This window comes from Streptomyces paromomycinus (assembly GCF_003865155.1).
Classification (GTDB): domain Bacteria; phylum Actinomycetota; class Actinomycetes; order Streptomycetales; family Streptomycetaceae; genus Streptomyces; species Streptomyces chrestomyceticus.
The window spans coordinates 4,457,428-4,476,107 of the sequence record NZ_BHZD01000001.1 but is presented as its reverse complement, the minus strand read 5'-3'; the positions used below and the strand labels follow the sequence as shown (position 1 = coordinate 4,476,107).

17 protein-coding genes are annotated in these 18,680 nt (G+C 73.0%); 13 read left to right on the top strand and 4 right to left on the bottom strand.

Translation table 11 applies throughout. The annotated features are described in order from the left end of the window. Positions 1-33: 33 nt before the first annotated feature. On the top strand, positions 34-1,314 hold the full coding sequence (locus tag OEIGOIKO_RS18670) for a polysaccharide deacetylase family protein (RefSeq protein ID WP_125055019.1): 1,281 nt from the start codon (positions 34-36) through the stop codon (positions 1,312-1,314). A 137-nt stretch (positions 1,315-1,451) separates the two neighbouring features. On the opposite strand, the gene OEIGOIKO_RS18665 is transcribed toward OEIGOIKO_RS18670, so the two are convergent. Next, positions 1,452-2,438, bottom strand: a complete 987-nt coding sequence (locus OEIGOIKO_RS18665; protein WP_125055018.1) for an ATP-binding protein — start codon at positions 2,436-2,438, stop codon at positions 1,452-1,454. 110 nt (positions 2,439-2,548) lie between these two features. On the opposite strand from OEIGOIKO_RS18665, the gene OEIGOIKO_RS18660 reads away from it, so the two are divergent. After that, positions 2,549-3,370 carry a Fic family protein gene (locus OEIGOIKO_RS18660; protein WP_125055017.1) on the top strand — a complete coding sequence of 274 codons (822 nt, stop codon included), beginning with the start codon at positions 2,549-2,551 and terminating at the stop codon, positions 3,368-3,370. A gap of 354 nt (positions 3,371-3,724) precedes the next feature. Here the strand turns inward: OEIGOIKO_RS18660 and OEIGOIKO_RS18655 are convergent, their stop codons facing one another. Next, the gene (locus tag OEIGOIKO_RS18655) at positions 3,725-4,609 is read right to left on the bottom strand and encodes an HAD family hydrolase (RefSeq protein ID WP_125055016.1); all 885 of its coding nucleotides are present in this window, start codon (positions 4,607-4,609) and stop codon (positions 3,725-3,727) included. Positions 4,610-5,046: 437 nt separating this feature from the next. Between OEIGOIKO_RS18655 and ssd the strand changes: the two genes are divergently transcribed. From ssd to OEIGOIKO_RS18615, 8 genes are all read left to right on the top strand, one after another. Beyond that, a complete protein-coding gene (gene ssd, locus OEIGOIKO_RS18650) occupies positions 5,047-6,351 on the top strand; it encodes a septum site-determining protein Ssd (RefSeq protein WP_125055015.1) in 1,305 nt (434 codons plus the stop codon). Positions 6,352-6,505: 154 nt separating this feature from the next. After that, positions 6,506-7,663, top strand: a complete 1,158-nt coding sequence (locus tag OEIGOIKO_RS18645; protein WP_125058777.1) for a TadA family conjugal transfer-associated ATPase — start codon at positions 6,506-6,508, stop codon at positions 7,661-7,663. Further along, positions 7,660-8,673 carry a type II secretion system F family protein gene (locus tag OEIGOIKO_RS18640; RefSeq protein WP_246177409.1) on the top strand — a complete coding sequence of 338 codons (1,014 nt, stop codon included), beginning with the start codon at positions 7,660-7,662 and terminating at the stop codon, positions 8,671-8,673. The genes OEIGOIKO_RS18645 and OEIGOIKO_RS18640 overlap by 4 nt, the downstream gene beginning before the upstream one ends. Then, the gene (locus OEIGOIKO_RS18635; protein ID WP_125055014.1) at positions 8,663-9,502 is read left to right on the top strand and encodes a type II secretion system F family protein; all 840 of its coding nucleotides are present in this window, start codon (positions 8,663-8,665) and stop codon (positions 9,500-9,502) included. Before OEIGOIKO_RS18640 ends, OEIGOIKO_RS18635 begins: the two co-directional genes overlap by 11 nt. Positions 9,503-9,567: 65 nt before the next feature. Next, positions 9,568-9,774 (top strand): DUF4244 domain-containing protein, encoded by a 207-nt coding sequence (locus OEIGOIKO_RS18630; protein ID WP_125055013.1) that lies wholly within the window; start codon positions 9,568-9,570, stop codon positions 9,772-9,774. A 70-nt stretch (positions 9,775-9,844) separates the two neighbouring features. Next, on the top strand, positions 9,845-10,168 hold the full coding sequence (locus OEIGOIKO_RS18625; RefSeq protein WP_246177408.1) for a TadE family type IV pilus minor pilin: 324 nt from the start codon (positions 9,845-9,847) through the stop codon (positions 10,166-10,168). After that, positions 10,143-10,538, top strand: a complete 396-nt coding sequence (locus OEIGOIKO_RS18620; protein WP_125055011.1) for an Rv3654c family TadE-like protein — start codon at positions 10,143-10,145, stop codon at positions 10,536-10,538. Before OEIGOIKO_RS18625 ends, OEIGOIKO_RS18620 begins: the two co-directional genes overlap by 26 nt. A 151-nt stretch (positions 10,539-10,689) precedes the next feature. Beyond that, a complete protein-coding gene (locus OEIGOIKO_RS18615; RefSeq protein WP_125055010.1) occupies positions 10,690-10,986 on the top strand; it encodes a cupin domain-containing protein in 297 nt (98 codons plus the stop codon). A 177-nt stretch (positions 10,987-11,163) separates the two neighbouring features. On the opposite strand, the gene OEIGOIKO_RS18610 is transcribed toward OEIGOIKO_RS18615, so the two are convergent. Beyond that, entirely contained in the window at positions 11,164-11,697 is a 534-nt protein-coding gene (locus OEIGOIKO_RS18610; RefSeq protein WP_125055009.1) for a hypothetical protein, read from the bottom strand. Between the two features lie 19 nt (positions 11,698-11,716). Then, the gene (locus OEIGOIKO_RS18605) at positions 11,717-14,164 is read right to left on the bottom strand and encodes a DEAD/DEAH box helicase (protein ID WP_125055008.1); all 2,448 of its coding nucleotides are present in this window, start codon (positions 14,162-14,164) and stop codon (positions 11,717-11,719) included. A 55-nt stretch (positions 14,165-14,219) separates the two neighbouring features. On the opposite strand from OEIGOIKO_RS18605, the gene bldG reads away from it, so the two are divergent. The 3 genes from bldG to OEIGOIKO_RS18590 all read left to right on the top strand — a co-directional run bounded on the left by bldG (position 14,220) and on the right by OEIGOIKO_RS18590 (position 18,521). Further along, positions 14,220-14,561 (top strand): anti-sigma factor antagonist BldG, encoded by a 342-nt coding sequence (gene bldG, locus OEIGOIKO_RS18600; protein WP_004571875.1) that lies wholly within the window; start codon positions 14,220-14,222, stop codon positions 14,559-14,561. Positions 14,562-14,669: 108 nt separating this feature from the next. Next, positions 14,670-15,143 carry an ATP-binding protein gene (locus OEIGOIKO_RS18595; protein ID WP_031012600.1) on the top strand — a complete coding sequence of 158 codons (474 nt, stop codon included), beginning with the start codon at positions 14,670-14,672 and terminating at the stop codon, positions 15,141-15,143. 981 nt (positions 15,144-16,124) lie between these two features. Further along, positions 16,125-18,521, top strand: a complete 2,397-nt coding sequence (locus OEIGOIKO_RS18590; RefSeq protein ID WP_125055007.1) for a sodium-translocating pyrophosphatase — start codon at positions 16,125-16,127, stop codon at positions 18,519-18,521. Positions 18,522-18,680 lie beyond the last annotated feature (159 nt).

Below are 18,680 nucleotides of genomic sequence, written 5' to 3'. Positions count from 1 at the left end.
TCGCAGTTCGCAGCTCAGGGAGTGAGGTGGCTGATGGCAGCCGCATCAAGGGTCACGGCCGGATGGGTCACGACGATGGCGCTGGCGGCGGTCGCCGGCTGTGCCGGGGGAAACGGCGGCGGGCCGGGCGGCGCCCAGGGCGGCCGGGCCGCACCGCAGCGCACCGCCCAGCAGGTCAAGCTCATCGGCGACGGCTCGACCGCCTACACCGGGGCGCAGCCGATGCAGCCGAAGGCCGAGCGCCTGAAACCCGGTGAACGGCCGCCGCAGTTCGTGGTCTTCTCCTGGGACGGCGCCGGCGAGGACAGCCAGAAGCTGTTCTCGCACTTCCGCGCGGTCGGCAAGAAGTACGACGCCCGGATGACGTACTTCCTCAGCGGCGTCTACCTGCTCCCGGGCAACAGGAAGGACGCCTACCACCCGCCCAAGCACAGCCCCGGCGCCTCCGACATCGGCTTCAACGACGTCAAGGGCGTCCGGGCCACCGTGGAACAGGTCCGCGGCGCCTGGATGGACGGCAACGAGATCGGTACGCACTTCAACGGCCACTTCTGCGGCCCGAACGGCGGCGTCGGCACCTGGTCGCCGGAGGAGTGGCAGAGCGAGATCCGGCAGGCCGAGGCGTTCGTCAAGTCCTGGAAGACGCACACCGGGCTGCGGACCGAGAAGCCGCTGCCGTTCGACTACAGCAAGGAACTCGTCGGCGGCCGCGCCCCCTGCCTCGAAGGACAGCGCAACCTCATTCCCGCCGCCAAGGCCATGGGCTTCCGCTACGACTCCAGCTCCGTCGGCGGCCGGCAGCTGTGGCCGAAGCAGATCGACGGCATCTGGGACTTCCCCCTCCAGCAGATCCCCGTCCCCGGCCGGGCCTTCGAGACGCTCTCGATGGACTACAACTTCCTCGCCAACCAGTCCGGTACGACCAGGGGCGACCCGGCGATGCACGCCACCTGGGGCAAGCAGATGCGGGACGGCCTGATCGCCGCGTTCGAGCGGGCGGAGAAGGGTAACCGGGCTCCGCTCATCGTCGGCAACCACTTCGAGTCCTGGAACGGTGGCACGTACATGCGCGCCGTCGAGGACGCCATCAAGACCATCTGCCCCCGCGAGGGCGTGCGCTGCGTGACCTTCAAGCAACTGGCCGACTGGCTGGACGCGCAGGACCCGCAGGTGCTGGAGAAGATGCGCGCGCTGCCGGTGGGCGGCGCCCCGAAGGGCGGGTGGGGGAGGTACCTGGCGTCCTCGTCCGCGAAGCCGGGCGCGCCTGCCGGTTCGGCCGGGCCGGCGGAACCGGCTCGGCGGGAGGCGGAGTAGGGGACGCGGAGCGGCGGGGAGGCGCCTCGGCCGGGGCCCGTGGGGCTCCTGGCCCCGGTGGGGCTGCTGGCTTCGGCGGCGCTCCTGGATGCCGTGCCGCTCCGGAGCGGTCCCCGTGGGGCCCCTGTTCTCAGGTGTCAGGCGGGTTGCGGGGCTCCTGAGGGCTCGGCGAGGACGAAGGCGGGGTCGACCTGGGCCGCCAGGTCGGCGCCCGTCTTCGCGTTCGCCCAACTCTCCGCGTTCTTCAGGTGGAAGTGGACCATCTGGCGGGTGTAGCGCTCCCAGTCGCGCTGCTCGTACGTTTCGTCAGCGGCGGCGTGCAGCTCCTTCAGGGCCTGCCGCTGGTCGGCCTCCAGCAGGTCGAAGCGGCGCGGCCGGCCCTTCTCCATGGCCCGCACCCACGCCGAGTCCCCCACCGTGAGCAGCAGGTCCTCACCCACCTCGTCGGCCAGGAAGGCGGCGTCGTCCGGGCCCTGGACCTTGTTGCCGACGACCTTGAGGGCGATGCCGTAGTCGCGCGCGTAGTCCTTGTACTGGCGGTAGACCGCGACGCCCTTACGGGTGGGCTCGGCGACCAGGAAGGTCAGGTCGAAGCGGGTGAACATCCCGGACGCGAAGGAGTCCGCGCCGGCCGTCATGTCGACGACGACGTACTCCTCGCGGCCGTCCACGAGGTGGTTCAGGCACAGTTCCACCGCGCCGGTCTTGGAGTGGTAGCAGGCCACCCCCAGGTCGGACTCGGCGAACGGGCCGGTCGCCATCAGGCGTACCGGTTCGCCCTCCAGGAGGACCGGCCGGGCGCACGCCGCGTACACCGGGTTGTCCTCGACGACCCGCAGCAGCCGGGAGCCCTCACCGGGCGGTGTCGTCTTGATCATCGTCTCGGCGGACGCGATACGCGGGTTGGTGCCGCGCAGGTAGTCCTTGACCAGCGGCAGCCGGGCGCCGAGCGCCGGCAGCGCGGCGGCCTCCGCCTCGTCCATGCCGAGGGCGGCGGCCAGATGCTGGTTGATGTCGGCGTCCACCGCGATCACGGGGACGCGGGCGGCGGCGAGGTGGCGGATGAACAGGGAGGACAGCGTGGTCTTCCCACTGCCGCCCTTGCCCACGAACGCGATCTTCATGGTCACGAAGCGTAAGCGTCGAGTTGCCCCGGGTGAGAGGTTCGGGTGAAGAAGACCACTCCTTCGAGCGGTTCGGCCTTGCGGCCTCCGGGGTGCGTAGGGTCGTACCCATGAGTACGACAGCCGATCCGCTCGCGACCCTGGCCTCGCTCCCGGGGGTCGCCGACTCCGTGGACTCCGTGCGCACGAGCGTGGACCGGGTCTACGGGCACCGGATCATGCGGCGGCGCAGCAACGAGATCACCTCCGAGGCGGCGCTGCGCGGAGCGCGGGCCTCCGCCGCGCTGGCCGGGGCCGACTGGGCGCTGGAGGAGGTGCGGCGGCGGTCCGACTTCGGCGTCGAGGGCGAGCCCCGCACGGTCGGCGCTGCGCTGCGGCTGACCGCCGAGGCCGGGCAACTGCTCAGTGTGTGGCGGCAGTCGCCGCTGCGGGTGCTGGCGCGGCTGCACCTGGTGGCGGCGAGCGGCGACGCGCGGCAGGAGTCGGTGGGGCGGCCGCGACTGGCGGGCGAGCCGGTCGACGAGCCCCTGGTGGAGCTGACGCTGCCGGACGCCGACGAGGTAGCCGGGCGCCTGGACGGACTGGCACGGCTGCTGCTGGCGGGCAGCGAGGCGCCGGCTCTGGTGGTGGCGGCCGTGGTGCACGGCGAACTGCTGGCACTGCGCCCCTTCGGTTCGTACAACGGGCTGGTCGCGCGGGCCGCCGAGCGCATCGTGCTGGTCGGCAGCGGGCTGGACCCGAAGTCGGTCTGCCCGGCGGAGGTCGGGCACGCGGAACAGGACCGGGCCGCGTACGTGGCGGCGCTGGAGGGCTATGTGTCCGGCACCCCGGAGGGTGTGGCGGCGTGGATCGCGCACTGCGGCCGGGCGATGGAGCTGGGGGCACGGGAGAGCACGGCGGTGTGCGAGGCGATGCAGCGCGGGGCGGCCTGACGGGCCCCGTCACGGGGCTGCGGGGGAAGCTGCCGGCTCCCGGCCGGGCCCCTGGCAAAGGGTTGCGGCGGTACCCAGTCGTTCCGGTACCGCCGCTGGCACGTCCACCGGGTTACCAAGCGCGCTCCGGATGTGCCGATCAGGTCGGAGACTTGGTCCGTCACCTGGTACGGCTGGCCCGTAATCGACGGGTCGGCGTCGCGTGGGTGCCCGGTTTCCGTGCTTCGGTCCGTGGGGCCTTGCTGCGTAGAAGGTCTTCCTCTCGGATGTCCTCGGTCTCGCGGGCCGTTACGTCCTTTGTACTCCTGCCGCGGGGGAAGCGGAACCCCTCGCCACAGTTCTTTACTTTTCCCTTCAAACTCGGGTGATACGGGCAAAAACCGGGCGCCGCCGGCTCGCGTACCAGACGAGGCCCGCGGTCGCGGCGGCCGCGCCCACGGCGGCCGCCGCGGCGAGCACCGGACGCGACGGCATGCCCAGGGAGGGCAGCCGCTGCTTCAGCTGGACCGGCCGGGTGAACGACAGAACCGGCCATCCCCGGCTCGCGGCCTCGCGGCGCAGCGCGCGGTCCGGATTGACGGCGTACGGGTGGCCGACCGCCTCCAGCATCGGCACATCGGTCGCCGAATCGCTGTACGCGTAGCAGCGCGCCAGGTCGTAGCCCTCGGACGCGGCGAGGTCCCGTACCGCTTGGGCCTTGGTCGGGCCGTAGGCGTAGTACTCCACCTCGCCCGTGAAGCGGCCGTCCGCGCCGACGACCATCCGGGTGGCCACCACGCGGTCGGCGCCGAGCAGGGCGCCGATCGGCTCGACCACCTCGGCGCCCGAGGTGGAGACGATCACGACGTCGCGGCCCGCCGTGTGGTGCTCCTCGATGAGCGAGGCGGCCTCGTCGTAGATGAGCGGGTCGATCAGCTCGTGGAGGGTCTCCGCGATGATCTCCCGGACCTGGGCCACGTCCCAGCCCCGGCAGAGCGCCGACAGGTAGGCGCGCATCCGTTCCATCTGGTCGTGGTCGGCGCCGCCCGCGAGGAAGACGAACTGGGCGTATGCGGTGCGCAGTACGGCCCGGCGATTGATCAGGCCGCCTTGGTAGAACGACTTGCTGAAGGTCAGCGTGCTCGACTTAGCAATGACTGTCTTGTCCAGGTCGAAGAACGCGGCTGTCCGGGGTGTCGAGTGAGTCGCCGAGTGGGGCACGGAGTGGTTTTCCACGGGGTGAGCATAGGCGCCCACCATTCGGCGTAAGGTGTGGCGCGTGGGTTTGCCTGAGAAGGCTCTCGGGTACACCATGGAAGTCACGGATCGTTCGCGACCGTGCTAACCCGGTCCGACTCCTCCCCCCCCGAGTCGGCCGTGGGGACGACCCCCGCTCTCCCCCCCGGCGGGGGTCGTCGCATGTCCGGACGCGTTTTTGCCCGTCCGAGGCGGATCGGCCGCTTCCTCTTCATCGCCCGGCCCCACGCTCGCCGACGCCCGCCGGCCGTCACCCACAGTAATCGTAGCGCTGCTCTAAGGGAGCCCTCAAGGTCGCTGGTATAGGTGACTGGGATATTCACAGCCTTTGAGTTGTCCACAGTTTTGGACCAAGATCCACGGGATTTTCCGGATCGCCGCACAGTGAAACTCCGCGAGTTCGCGGATGTGTGAGTTGTGTAGCGATAGGGGAACGGAACGTGGCCGGACGTATGACTCCCGATCATTCACCCGGGCCCGCCGGAGGGCGCGGCGGACCGCTGGTCGTCACCGAGGACGAGGGTCTTCTCGACGACGTCCTGAGACTCTGCGCGGCAGCCGGCGCGACACCGGAAGTGGCCCACGGTGTCGCCCGTGGCCGCAGTCCGGGCTGGGCCTCGGCGCCCCTGGTGATCGTCGGCGCCGACTGCGCGCCCCGCCTGTGCGGTGCGGGCCGCCGGGACGGGGTGGTGCTCGTCGCCCGCGGCGCGGACGACCGGCAGCTGTGGCGGCTGGCCGTCGCCCTCGGGGCGGAACGGGTGCTGGTGCTCCCCGGCGGCGAGAGCTGGCTCGTGGACCGGATCGCCGACGCGGTGGAGGGCGTCGGGCCGGCGGCCGTGACGGTGGGGGTGATCGGCGGCAGCGGCGGCGCCGGCGCGAGCACCCTCGCCTGCGCCCTGGCCCTGACGGCGGCCCGCGCGGGCCGCCGGACCGTCCTGGTCGACGCGGACCCGCTGGGCGGCGGACTCGACGTACTGCTGGGCGGCGAGAAGGAGGAAGGGCTGCGCTGGCCCGCCTTCGCCGAGTCGCGCGGACGGGTGGGCGGGGGCGCCCTGGAGGAAGCGCTGCCGCGGCTGCACTCCTTACGCGTACTGAGCTGGGACCGGGGCGACGCGGTGGTGATCCCGCCGCAGGCGATGCGCGCGGTCATGGCGGCGGCGCGCAGACGGGGCGGCGCCGTGGTGGTGGACCTGCCCCGCAGGCTGGACGAAGCGGTCGTGGAAGCGCTCGCCCAGGTCGACGTCGGACTGCTGGTCGTCCCCACCGAACTGCGGGCGCTGGCGGCGGCCCGGCGCGTGGCGGCTCTGATCCGTACGGTCCTGCCGGACGTGCGGGTGGTGACACGCGCCGGCCCCGGTCCGGACAGCGGCCGCGCCGCGGAGCTGGCGCCGGAGGAGGCCGCCCGGCTGCTCGGCCTTCCACTGGCCGGAGAGCTGGGCTGGGAGACCGGCCTCCCGGCAGAGCTGGCCCGGGGCGCGCCGCCGGGGGCGAACGCCCGGGGGCCGTTGCGGCACTTCGGTACGGCCTTCTGGGGGCGGGTGTTGCCGGGGGCTGCGGGATCGGGGGCCGGGAGGCCGGGGAACGCGGGAGCGGTGGCTGCGGGGTCGGGGGCCGCGGGATCGGGGGCCGCGGAGTCGAGAGCCGGTGGACCGGTGCCCGGTGGGTCGGCGGCCGGTGGGTCGGCGGCCGGAGGATGGCGGGGGTGGCTCGGTGAGGGCGTAGGGGGTGGTCCGGGTGAGGGCTGAGATTCCCTGGACGGACGGGTTACGGGCAGGTGGTCCGCAGGGGTCAGGTCCGCAGGGGCCCGGGCTGTGGGCGTCCGGCGGGCAGCCCGGCGCCGACGTCCAGGCCGAAGCCCACTCCGACGCTTACGGCGCACCCCGGGCGGGCTGTACGGGCATCGGAGCCGGGCTCCTGGAGGCGGTGCGCGGACGGCTGGCCCAGGCGGGTGCCGAGCCGACGCCCGCGCGGGTGGCGATGGCGCTGCGCGCCGAGGGCCGCCTGCTCGGCGACGCGGAGGTGCTGGGGGTCGTCTCGGCGCTCCGGTCGGAACTGGTCGGCTGCGGCCCCCTCGAACCGCTCGTCGCCGCACCGGAGGTGACCGACGTGCTGGTCAGCGCGCCGGACGAGGTGTGGGTGGACCGAGGCGGCGGGCTGGAGCGCACCTCGGTGCGCTTCGCCGACGAGGCCGCGGTACGGCGGCTCGCCCAGCGGCTGGCCTCGGTGGCCGGACGACGGCTGGACGACGCCCACCCCTGGGTGGACGCCCGGCTGCCCGACGGCACCCGCCTGCACGCCGTACTGCCCCCGGTGGCGGTCGCGGGTACCTGCCTGTCGCTGCGCGTCCTGCGCCCCCGCGCCTTCACCCTCGCGGAACTGGTCGCGGCGGGCACGGTCCCACCGGACGGCGACCGCCTGCTCCGGGCCGTGCTGGACGCCCGGCTCTCCTTCCTCATCAGCGGCGGTACCGGCTCCGGGAAGACCACCCTGCTCAGCTCGCTGCTGAGCCTGGCAGGCCCGGCCGAACGGCTCGTCCTGGCCGAGGACTCCGCGGAACTGAGGCCGGATCACCCCCACGTCGTACGGCTGGAGACCCGGCCCGCGAACCAGGAGGGCATCGGCCGCGTCACCCTGCGGGACCTGGTGCGGCAGGCGCTGCGGATGCGGCCGGACCGGCTGGTGGTCGGCGAGGTGCGCGGCGCCGAGGTCACGGACCTGCTGGCGGCACTGAACACGGGCCACGAAGGCGGCTGCGGCACGGTCCACGCGAACGCCCCCGGCGACGTCCCGGCGCGCTTGGAGGCCCTCGGCTCGACGGCCGGGCTCGACCGGGCGGCACTGCACAGCCAGGTGGCCGCCGCACTGTCGGTGCTGCTGCACCTCGTACGGGACCGGGACGGCCGACGGCGGCTCGCCCGGGTGGATGTCCTGGAGCGGCACCGGGACGGCTTCGTGGTGACCGTACCGGCGGCGGTGTGGGCACCGGAGGGCTTCCAAGAGGCGCCGGGTTGGCCGAGGTTGACGGGTCTGTGCGATCGGGGAAGGGATGCGCGATGAGTGATGTCGGTGTCGGTGTGGCGGCGGTGCCGGTATGCGCGGCCGTGCTGTGCGCGGGGGTGGCGGCCTGGCTGTCCGGCGGACGGAGCGGTGACGTACGGCGGGCGCGACTGCTGTTGGTGGGCGCGGAAGGAGCGGGCCCGGAGGGGTGGGCGCGAGAACCGGCCCCGGACGAAGGTGAGTTCACGCCCCGGCGGGTGTTGCGGCAGGTGGTGCATTGGGTCACGTGGGCCGCGTACCGGGCCTCCAGACGGGGCGGCGGCAGGTGGATCAGCTGCCGGGGTCCTCGGCGGAGCGGAGAAAGCCGGCACGGGATCACCGGCTTCCCACGAGAGCTGTGGTGCCTGCCGGCCGGTGTCGTCCTCGGTGTCATGGCCGGTTCGGTGCTGCCCGTGATCGCCGCCGTGGTGGCATCGGTCCTGGTGCGGCGATGGCTCCGGGCCCGTGAACGGGTGCGGGAGCGGGAGCGCCGGGGCGCGGCGGTGATCGAGCTGTGCGAGGCGGTGGCGGGCGAGTTGCGGGCCGGGCGGCAGCCGGGGCAGGCCCTGACGGCGGCCGGTGCCGCGGGTTTCGGCGAGGCGGGCGCGGCGGTCACGGCGGCGGCCCGGTTCGGCGGGGACGTACCGGCGGCCCTGCGGGCGGCGGGGCGGCTGCCGGGCGCGGAAGGGCTGGCCGGTGTGGCGGCGTGCTGGCAGGTAGCCGTCGACGGCGGCGCCGGGCTGGCCGCCGGGTTGGAACGGATCGCGACGGCGCTCCGGGCGGAACGTGACCAGCGTGACGACCTGCGCGCCCAGTTGGCGGGCCCGAGAGCGACCGCCTTGATGCTCGCGCTCCTCCCGGCCGGAGGGCTGGCGATGGGCAGCGCCCTCGGTGCCGACCCGCTCGGGGTGTTGCTGCACACCCCCGCCGGTTGGGCGTGCCTGCTGGCCGGCGGCCTGCTGGAGGGGTGCGGCATCGTCTGGACGGCGCGGATCATCGCGACCGCCGAAGGGGGCGGTCATGTCCGCTGATGCCGTGTCAGGCGCCGCGCGAGAAGTTGTCCACACCCTGGGGACAGTTTTCCTGGCTCTGGCCACCGTGGTCAGCGCGTTCACCACGGCCGGGGACGCGCGCGGCGTACGGAAGGTACGGCGGCGGGCGGGGACGGTCCTGGGCAAGGCCGTACGGCACCACGAGGGCACCGGTCGGCGCCTGGGACCGGAGCTGAAGCGCGGCCGAGGACGTCGGTGGCCCGGAGCCGTCCGGGAGCGGGCCGGGCCTGCCGTGATCGCGGGCGCCGTGGCCATTCTCGTCGGCGGAGTGACCGGTGGCGTACTGGGACTCGCCGTGGCGTACGGAGCCGGGCGGTGGCGACGCCGTACGCAGGCACAGGCCGTGCGGCAGACGGCCGAGAACACCTTACGGGCGGCGCTGGCACCGGCCGCTGACCTGCTCGCGGCCTGCCTGGCGGCGGGCGCCGGGCCACGGGAGTCCGCCGAGGCGGTGGGGCGGTCGCTCGGCGGAACCGTCGGCGAGCAGCTGTGGCGGGTGGCCGCGGAACTGCGGCTCGGCAGCGACCCCGCGACGGCATGGCATCGATTCGGCGCGCTCCCCGGCGCCCGGGGACTGGCCCGGTGCATGGAACGGGCGGGCGTATCGGGGGTCCCCGCCGTGGAAGGCGTCTCCCGGATAGCGGCGGAGCTGCGGGCGCAGGAGTCCCGCTCGGCGGCCGAACGGGCCCGCCGGGCGGGGGTGCTGGTCACGATGCCGCTGGCGGCGTGCTTCCTGCCCGCCTTCCTGGCACTCGGCGTCGTACCGGTCCTGGTCGGCCTGGCCACGGCGCTCACACAGAACTCATGACGGCACGACACCGACCCGAACCACACCGGTTCACAGACGACAGAAGCGACTTCAAGGGGGAAGAGATGTCCGTACGAAGGTGGCTGGAGCGACGCGTTGCGGTCGTACGGGAAAGGGCCTGCGCAGACCGGGGCATGACCACGGCCGAGTACGCCTTGGGAACCCTGGCGGCATGTGCGGCCGCGGCCGTGCTCTACAAGGTGCTGTCGGGCGGCGCGGTGGAGGCTGCGCTGCGCGCGGTGATCGGGAAGGCCCTCGGTGTCCAGGTCTGACGACGGCTGTGGCCGCGGCCGTGACCGCAGCCGCGGACGTAATCGCAGCCGCGACCGTGACCGGGGCTATGTGACGGCGGAAACGGCTCTGGTCATCCCGGCGTTGGTGTTGTTCACGGGGCTGCTCCTGTGGGGGCTGGCGGCCGCCTGCGCGCAGATCCAGTGCGTGGACGCGGCCCGCGCCGGGGCCCGGGCGGCAGCCCGGTCGGAACCGCCGGCGGCCGTCGGCGCGGTGGCCCGCGACGCGGCCCCGAAGGGCGCGCGGGTGGCGCTGGAGAGGCGAGGCGATCTGGTGCGCGTACGGGTCGAGGCGGCGTCGCCCGGCGTCGGCCCGCTGACGCTGACGCTCCGAGGGGAGGCGACGGCTCTTGCGGAGGAGACGGTGGGGCGATGAGGGCGCGGCCACGGTGTGGGCGGTGTTCGCGGCGATGGCGCTGTGCACGGTGTTCGCGGTGGTGATCGTCCTGGCCCAGGTGGTCGTGACACGTCATCGCGCGGGCGCCGCCGCGGATCTGGCGGCCCTGGCGGCGGCGGACACCGCACTCCGGGGTGGCCCGGCCGCCTGCCGGGCCGCCCGGGAGGTGGCGGCCGCGCAAGACGCTCACCTGGTGCGCTGCACCGTTCGGGGCGACATCGCGGACGTCACGGCCCGGGCGCGTAGCGGACCGTTCGCCCCGGACATCCGCGCCCGGGCGGGACCGGCAGCGACAGCGGGCCGGGCCGCCGAGCCGATACCCGAACGGGCCGACCGCGCACGGCAGTAGCGCCCGGCAGCAATGGCCGACGTCGCCCCGGGAGGTTTTGCCGAACGGTCGACCACCTCCCGACCCGGCTCGGACAGCGTCCGGATCATCCATCGATCTTGATGCGCGGGCTCTTCGGGTGTGACCGGGGCGGTCCGCCGGGAGGCGTGCCATGAAGGCGATCGACGTACGGGAAACGGTGGCCGCGCTGCCGGAAGCGTGGAGTTCCCGGGTCTTGGGAGAGGTGGGCACGGCCCGCGTGAAGGTGCTGCGCATGGACGAGTTGCCGGGGGAGGAGGAAGCGCACGGGACGCCAGAGGCACTGTTCGTGCTCGACGGGCGGCTGGAACTGTCGGTGGGCGGCGCGATCGTCTCGGTGGGGCCGGGTGAGCTGTACCTGGTCCCGGCGGGCGTGAAGCACGCGGTCCGCGCGGGAAGCCGCGGCACGTTGGTGATCCTCGACGCGTAGACGGGGCGGGGCGCGGCGCGGGCGCGGACAGAGACGATTACGGCGACAGAGGGGGCCGCGGAGAAGGACGTGTTGACGGACGCAGAGGCGGTGGCGGTGGAGGTGGTGGCGGGGGGTGGGGGAGGGGGGAGGGGAAAAGCAAGCCCCGAGCAACGACCTCTCCAACCCCCGCCCGCCCTACCCCTCAACCCCCTCCCCGTCACAGCCGTACACGCGCAGCGGATCGAGATGCAGTTCATACGGGCCCATGCAGTCGGCCGCCAGAGTGGCGACGCGGGTCCCGCAGGCGCACGCCATGTTGCGGCCGCCCGTGCCCAACGGGCCGCAGCAGCCGTGGTGGCCGGCGGGGACGGCGGTCCGGCGGAGGCCGGGCGTGTCGTCCGGGTGCACGATCACCGTGTTCCGTGGACCGGCGGAGACGAAGTCGTCCATGCCCGGCGGCATGAGCAGGGCACGGTCGTCCATGACGTGACCACCGCCGCCACGGCCGCCACCACCCGCACCGCCCCCACCCCCGCCCCCGGAGGGCTCGAACGGGGCGCCCCAGGGCTCGGGATCGATCGCGTAGTGGCCCGGCGGCACGGTGGAGGGGGCGAGCCCCGTCTCCCGGTCGCGGTCCTTGTCGTGCGTCGACACGTCGGGGACGGCGGGAAGCCGCCGCAGGTCCGGGGTGAGCGTGGCGCCGCACTTGGCGCAGGAGAAAACGGTCATGAGTCGATTCTGCGGGCGCTCAGGAAGCCGGTTCCGGCGCGTTCTTGAGGAGTTCGGTCAGGAGCCGTACGGCGCCTCGTTTGTGGAGCGGGTCGTTGCCGTTGCCGCACTTGGGCGACTGGATGCAGGACGGGCAGCCGGCCTCGCACTCGCAGGAGGCGATGGCCTTGCGGGTGGCCGCGAGCCACTCCGGGGCGGTGTGGAAGGCGCGTTCGGCGAAGCCCGCGCCGCCCGGGTGGCCGTCGTAGACGAAGACGGTGGGAAGGAGGGTGTCGGGGTGCAGGGGGAGGGACACGCCGCCGATGTCCCAGCGGTCGCAGGTGGCGAACAGCGGCAGCAGGCCGATGGAGGCGTGTTCGGCGGCGTGCAGGGCGCCGCCGAGCTGCTTGGGATCGACCCGGGCCGCATCGAGCTGGTCCTCGGTGACGGTCCACCACACGGCCCGGGTGCGCAGCGTACGGGGCGGCAGGTCCAGCTTGGTCTCGCCCAGCACCTCGCCCGTGATCAGCCGGCGGCGCAGGTAGGAGACGACCTGGTTGGTGACCTCCACCGAGCCGAAGCACAGGCGCGCGTCGCCCCACGGGACCTCCGTCTCGGTCTCCAGTACGGCGATGGCGGTGGTGTCGCGCGCGGTCGTCGAATACGGCGGGTTCGCCTCCTGGACGAGCGCCACGTCGTCCTCCAGGTCCAGGTGCTCGACCAGGTACGTACGGCCCTGGTGGAGGTGTACGGCGCCGGTGTGGACGGTGGTGTGCGCGGCGGCCGCGTCCACCGTGCCCAGCAGACGGCCGGTGCCCGACTCCACGACCTGTACGGGCGAGCCGCCCTGCCCGCGGATGTCGGCGAGGTCGGCGGCCCGCTCGCGACGGGTCCAGTGCCACGCCTTGGCGCGGCGGCGCAGCAGCTTGCGGGCTTCCAGGGAGGGGAGGAGGCCCGGGGCGGCGGGGCCGAACAGGGGGAAGTCGTCCTCGGTGAGGGGGAGTTCCGCGGCGGCCGCACACAGGTGCGGGGCGAGTACGTACGGATTGTCCGGGTCCAGCACGGTGGACTCGACGGGCTGGTCGAAGAGCGCCTCCGGGTGGTGCACGAGGTAGGTGTCCAGCGGGTCGTCCCGGGCGACGAGGACGGCGAGCGCGCCCTGCCCGGCCCGCCCCGCGCGCCCGGCCTGCTGCCACAGGGAGGCGCGGGTGCCCGGGTATCCGGCGATCAGTACGGCGTCCAGCCCGGAGACGTCCACGCCCAGCTCCAGGGCCGTGGTGGCGGCCAGGCCGAGCAGGTCGCCGGTGTGCAGCGCGCGCTCCAGCGCCCGCCGTTCCTCGGGCAGATAGCCACCCCGGTAGGCGGCCACCCGCTGGGCCAGGGCCCGCGCGACCGTTCCCAGCCGCTCCTGCGCGATGAGGGCGATCAGTTCGGCGCCACGCCGCGACCGCACGAAGGCGACGGTGCGGACTTCCTGGAGGGCGAGGTCGGTCAGCAGGTCGGCGGTCTCGGCGGTGGCGGTACGGCGTACGGGGGCGCCCTGCTCGCCGTGCAGCTCCGTCAGCGGTGGCTCCCACAGCGCGAAGACCACCTCGCCGCGCGGCGAGGCGTCCTCCGTGACTTCCGCCACAGGCAGGCCCGTCAGCCGCTCGGCCGCCCGCGCCGGTTCGGCGGCGGTGGCCGAGGCGAGCAGGAAGACCGGTTCGGAGCCGTACCGGCCACAGACACGCCGGAGGCGGCGGAGGACCTGGGCCACGTGCGAGCCGAAGACGCCGCGGTAGCTGTGGCACTCGTCGATGACGACGTAGCGCAGGGCGCGCAGGAAGGAGGACCAGCGGGGGTGGGCCGGGAGGATGCCCAGGTGGAGCATGTCGGGGTTGGTCAGGACGTAGTTGCCGTACTGGCGCACCCATTCGCGTTCCTCGACCGGCGTGTCGCCGTCATACACGGCCGGCCGTACCGCGGTACCGAGCGGCGCGGCGAGTTCGCCGACGGCGCGCCGCTGATCGGCGGCGAGCGCCTTGGTGGGCGCGAGGTACAGGGCCGTGGCGCCGCGCCCGTTCGGCGCCTCGGAACCGTCCAGGAGCCCGGACAGCACCGGGACCAGGTAGGCGAGCGACTTCCCGGACGCCGTGCCGGTGGCGATGACCACCGATTCGCCCCGCAGCGCGTGCTCGGCGGTGCGCGCCTGATGGGTCCACGGGTGGGCGATCCCGGCGGCGCGGACGGCCTCCACCACCTCCGGGCGGATCCGTGCGGGCCATTCCGCATGGCTGCCGATGCGCGGGGGCAAGTGCTCCGTATGAGTGATGCGCGTAGCGCGGGACGCCCCCTGGGTGAGACGGTCCAGGACCGTGCGCGGGGAGGGGCTGGTGCCCCCGTCCGGGGGCAGCTGATTGGAGGCCATCGGCACCGAGTGTGTCACCGGTGTGACGGACAATGCGCACAAGGCGTCGTGCACGCCTGCTGGTAAGTGATTGAATGCCATCGCGGCTGCCGATCCATGGGGGGCGACCGCTCGATAGCAAGGTGCTGGAGGATCCGTGGACCTGTCCCTGTCGACCCGGACCGTTGGCGACCGTACGGTCGTCGAGGTCGGTGGCGAGATTGATGTATACACCGCGCCCAAGCTGCGGGAGCAGCTGGTCGAGCTCGTGAACGACGGAAGCTACCACCTCGTGGTGGACATGGAGCGTGTCGACTTCCTGGACTCCACGGGGCTCGGCGTTCTGGTCGGCGGGCTCAAGCGGGTGCGTGCCCATGAGGGCTCGCTGCGCCTGGTCTGCAACCAGGAGCGCATTTTGAAGATCTTCCGTATCACCGGACTGACCAAGGTGTTCCCGATTCACACCTCGGTCGACGAAGCCGTCGCAGCCACCGACTGACGGCCTGCCGGTCCCCGCGCCGCGGCGCGGGGGTTGGAAGCAGTGGGGGGAACCGGGCTTGGCGGTCCGGCCCCCTGCGTTGCACGCCCGCATACCGAGGGGGATGGCATGGCCACCGTCGAACTCCGCTTCAGCGCCCTTCCCGAGCACGTCCGCACCGCGCGACTGGTCGCGGCTGCCGTGGCGAGGCGGGCCGGCGTGGACGAGGCCGTGCTGGACGAGGTCCGGCTCGCCGTCGGTGAGGCGTGCACCCGTGCGGTGGGGCTGCACCGCACCAACAACATCACGGCCCCGGTACGGGTCGCCCTGGTCGAGGACGAGAAGAAGTTCTCCATCGAGGTGGGCGACGAGGTCCCGGGGAGTCCGGCGGGTGCCGGTGCGGTGCCCGGCGTCCGCGGTCTGGACGGGGAGCCGCTGCCCGGCGGTCCCGTCTCGGACAACGGTGACGCGGCCGAGAGCGACGACGAGATGGGGCTCGCGGTCATCAGCGGGCTGGTCGACGACGTCGAGGTGACCTCCGGCGAGACCGGCGGCGTCATCCGCATGAGCTGGCCCACGACACCGGCGCCGGTGCTTCCGTAAGGGCCGGACCGCCTTGAAGGCCGGCCTGCCGCAGGGGCTGTCCTGCCGTCGGGTCCGGCGTTCCCTCCCAGTGCTGCCCACGTAGCGAGCGGCGCTCGCCGTGGTCGCCTGCGGGCCGGCGCGGCGCACTACGGGCTCACGCGCGGCGGCCCCGCGATCTCACCCGCCCCACAGAAAACGGCTCCGCGCCCCCTTCGCGCTCTCTCTCCACCCCCGCGCCCCATTCAGCCGTACGTGCCCCAACTCTTTCGTGCGGCATGCCGTGACCGGGGCTCACCATCCGGCCACTCGGGGGCCGGTCACCCTCACCCCTCTCTTCAGGCCACATCCGCCCGCTCGTGCCCAGCGGGCCCGCCGCACCCACCGGTCCCGTGCGCCCGGCTCCTCCGCCTCCCCACCCGGCCGTACCGGGCGTACGGCCCGCCGTCGTCCCGGGGCCGCGCGACCCCTACCGGAGTGCGTACTTCCGTGGCGGTACGCAGGTATCGGCGCCGCCCGGCGCCCACCGCCCCCGTACCGCCGCCGGACCCTGCCCGCGGCACCACCGGAACCCCGCAGGGCGGCCGGGCGCAGCGCCGCCTCCCCGCAGGCCCCCGGGCCGCCTTGCGCCCGCCGTCCCGACGCCGTCCCGGCGACGGTCCGGACGGGCCGCGCGGCGCTCGTTCCCGGCGCCGTGAGCAGCGGCGTTAGGTAGGACCCTGAGATCATCATTCGGTTGTCAGCGAATTATTCACATTCATTCGTCCAGGCGAATTGCGACGACCCGGCTACGGCCCCGTAATTTTCGATCTTCGCTGCTTCTTCGCCTGATCTCTGTCCGGTCTCCGCCCGTTCTTCGAACGATCTCGGCCGCCACCGGCGAATTCCCTTTGAGGCGCCCTGTTTTGATCTGGTGCCGCTACCTACAATCCGTCCACAACTTTGCTCAGGACGCCTGAGCGTGCATCCGCGCGCCCATGTGCCAAACGTCAAGGAGGACGAATGGCGGGGCCTTACACCCCTCAGTTGCTGGAACACCCCTCTTACCTGGCCGAGCCATCGCTGACGTCGGGCAACCGCGGCATGGTGCTGGTGATCGCCGTCGTGGCGCTCGCGGCACTGGCCGTCGCGGCGGTGCTGGTGCGGCAAGTGCTCGCCGCCGGTGAGGGCACCGACAGCATGAAGAAGATCGCCGCTGCCGTGCAGGAAGGCGCGAATGCCTATCTCGCCCGGCAGTTGCGCACCCTCGGCGTATTCGCCGTGGTGGTGTTCTTCCTGCTCATGCTGCTTCCCGCGGACAACTGGACGCAGCGCGCCGGGCGCAGCGTCTTCTTCTTGATCGGCGCCGGTTTCTCGGCCGCCACCGGCTATATCGGGATGTGGCTGGCGGTGCGCAGCAATGTGCGTGTCGCCGCTGCCGCCCGGGAAGCCACGCCGGGCGAGGGCGAGGCGAAAAAGGATCTCACCGCCGTCTCGCACAAGGCCATGAAGATCGCTTTCCGTACGGGTGGCGTCGTCGGCATGTTCACCGTGGGGCTCGGCCTGCTCGGCGCGTCCTGTGTGGTGCTCGTCTACGCGGTCGACGCGCCCAAGGTCCTGGAGGGCTTCGGTCTCGGCGCCGCGCTGATCGCGATGTTCATGCGGGTCGGCGGCGGCATCTTCACCAAGGCCGCGGACGTCGGCGCCGACCTCGTCGGCAAGGTCGAGCAGGGCATCCCCGAGGACGACCCGCGCAACGCCGCGACCATCGCGGACAACGTGGGCGACAACGTCGGCGACTGCGCCGGCATGGCCGCCGACCTCTTCGAGTCGTACGCCGTGACGCTGGTCGCCGCCCTCATCCTGGGCATGGCCGCCTTCGGCGACTCGGGCCTGGCCTTCCCGCTGCTGGTCCCGGCCATCGGTGTGGTCACCGCCATGATCGGCATCTTCGTCGTGGCGCCCCGGCGCTCCGACCGCAGCGGCATGACCGCCATCAACCGTGGCTTCTTCATCTCCGCGGCCATCTCGCTGGTCCTGGTGGCGGTCGCGGTCTTCACGTACCTGCCGTCCTCCTACGCCGACCTGTCCGGCGTCACGGACCCCGCCATCCTGGCCCGCAGCGGCGACCCGCGGCTGCTGGCCCTGGTGGCGGTCGCCATCGGCATCGTGCTGGCCGCGCTCATCCAGCAGCTCACCGGCTACTTCACGGAGACCAGCCGGCGGCCCGTACGGGACATCGGCAAGACCTCCCTGACCGGCCCGGCGACGGTGGTGCTCTCCGGGATCTCCATCGGTCTGGAGTCCGCGGTCTACTCCGCGGTCCTGATCGGCCTGTCCGTGTACGGCGCGTTCCTGCTGGGCGGCGCCTCCATCATGCTGGCCCTGTTCGCGGTGGCGCTGGCCGGCACCGGCCTGCTGACCACCGTCGGCGTGATCGTCGCGATGGACACCTTCGGCCCCGTCTCCGACAACGCCCAGGGCATCGCCGAGATGTCCGGCGACGTCACCGGCGACGGCGCGCAGGTCCTCACCGACCTGGACGCCGTCGGCAACACCACCAAGGCCATCACCAAGGGCATCGCCATCGCCACGGCCGTCCTGGCCGCGGCCGCGCTGTTCGGCTCGTACCGCGACGCGATCGCCACGGCCGTACGGGACGTCGGCGACGCCGCCCGGGGCATGGGCCTGAGCCTGGACATCTCGCAGCCGAACAACCTGGTCGGCCTGGTGCTGGGCGCCTCCGTCGTCTTCCTCTTCTCGGGGCTGGCGATCAACGCGGTGTCCCGGTCGGCCGGCGCGGTCGTCTTCGAGGTGCGGCGGCAGTTCCGTGAGAAGCCCGGGATCATGGACTACACGGAGCAGCCGGAGTACGGGCGTGTCGTGGACATCTGCACCAAGGACGCGCTGCGCGAGCTGGCCACCCCCGGCCTGCTGGCGGTGCTCACGCCGATCGCCGTGGGCTTCTCGCTCGGCGTCGGCGCGCTCGGCTCGTTCCTCGCGGGCGCCATCGGCACCGGCACCCTGATGGCGGTCTTCCTCGCCAACTCGGGCGGCGCCTGGGACAACGCGAAGAAGCTGGTCGAGGACGGCCATCACGGCGGCAAGGGCAGCGAGGCGCACGCCGCGACCGTCATCGGCGACACGGTCGGCGACCCGTTCAAGGACACCGCGGGCCCCGCGATCAACCCGCTGCTGAAGGTCATGAACCTGGTGGCGCTGCTGATCGCGCCGGCCGTCGTGAAGTTCAGCTACGGCGCGGACAAGAGCATCGGCGTACGGATCGTGGTCGCCGCGCTGGCCATCGCGGTCATCGTCGGCGCGGTGTACGTCTCCAAGCGCCGCGGCATCGCGGTGGGTGACGAAGACAACAACTCGGGGAAGGTGGCACAGACCGCCGACCCGGCGGTGGTCTCCTAGCGGGCGGGGCGTTCGCGCCGCTCAACGGGCGGGCGGAGGGCGTGCTTTGAGCGCGCGCTCCGCCCGCACTGCTGTGCGCCCGGCCGCGTCACAGGGCTTGGTGCAAATGGCTGCAATGAGGGGCGTACGGACCGACCGGCTCATGGCCGGGGGCCCTCG

What these genes read in the sequence shown, in the direction of transcription:
- OEIGOIKO_RS18670 (WP_125055019.1), top strand. Translation starts at nt 34, where the DNA reads ATGGCAGCCGCATCAAGGGTCACGGCCGGATGGGTCACGACGATGGCG.
- OEIGOIKO_RS18595 (WP_031012600.1), top strand. Translation starts at nt 14,670, where the DNA reads ATGGCCACCGTCGAACTCCGCTTCAGCGCCCTTCCCGAGCACGTCCGC.
- OEIGOIKO_RS18665 (WP_125055018.1), bottom strand. Translation starts at nt 2,438, where the DNA reads ATGAAGATCGCGTTCGTGGGCAAGGGCGGCAGTGGGAAGACCACGCTG.
- OEIGOIKO_RS18610 (WP_125055009.1), bottom strand. Translation starts at nt 11,697, where the DNA reads ATGACCGTTTTCTCCTGCGCCAAGTGCGGCGCCACGCTCACCCCGGAC.
- OEIGOIKO_RS18640 (WP_246177409.1), top strand. Translation starts at nt 7,660, where the DNA reads ATGAGTGATGTCGGTGTCGGTGTGGCGGCGGTGCCGGTATGCGCGGCC.
- OEIGOIKO_RS18630 (WP_125055013.1), top strand. Translation starts at nt 9,568, where the DNA reads ATGTCCGTACGAAGGTGGCTGGAGCGACGCGTTGCGGTCGTACGGGAA.
- OEIGOIKO_RS18605 (WP_125055008.1), bottom strand. Translation starts at nt 14,164, where the DNA reads ATGGCATTCAATCACTTACCAGCAGGCGTGCACGACGCCTTGTGCGCA.
- OEIGOIKO_RS18615 (WP_125055010.1), top strand. Translation starts at nt 10,690, where the DNA reads ATGAAGGCGATCGACGTACGGGAAACGGTGGCCGCGCTGCCGGAAGCG.
- OEIGOIKO_RS18660 (WP_125055017.1), top strand. Translation starts at nt 2,549, where the DNA reads ATGAGTACGACAGCCGATCCGCTCGCGACCCTGGCCTCGCTCCCGGGG.
- OEIGOIKO_RS18635 (WP_125055014.1), top strand. Translation starts at nt 8,663, where the DNA reads ATGTCCGCTGATGCCGTGTCAGGCGCCGCGCGAGAAGTTGTCCACACC.
- OEIGOIKO_RS18590 (WP_125055007.1), top strand. Translation starts at nt 16,125, where the DNA reads ATGGCGGGGCCTTACACCCCTCAGTTGCTGGAACACCCCTCTTACCTG.
- OEIGOIKO_RS18655 (WP_125055016.1), bottom strand. Translation starts at nt 4,609, where the DNA reads ATGGTGGGCGCCTATGCTCACCCCGTGGAAAACCACTCCGTGCCCCAC.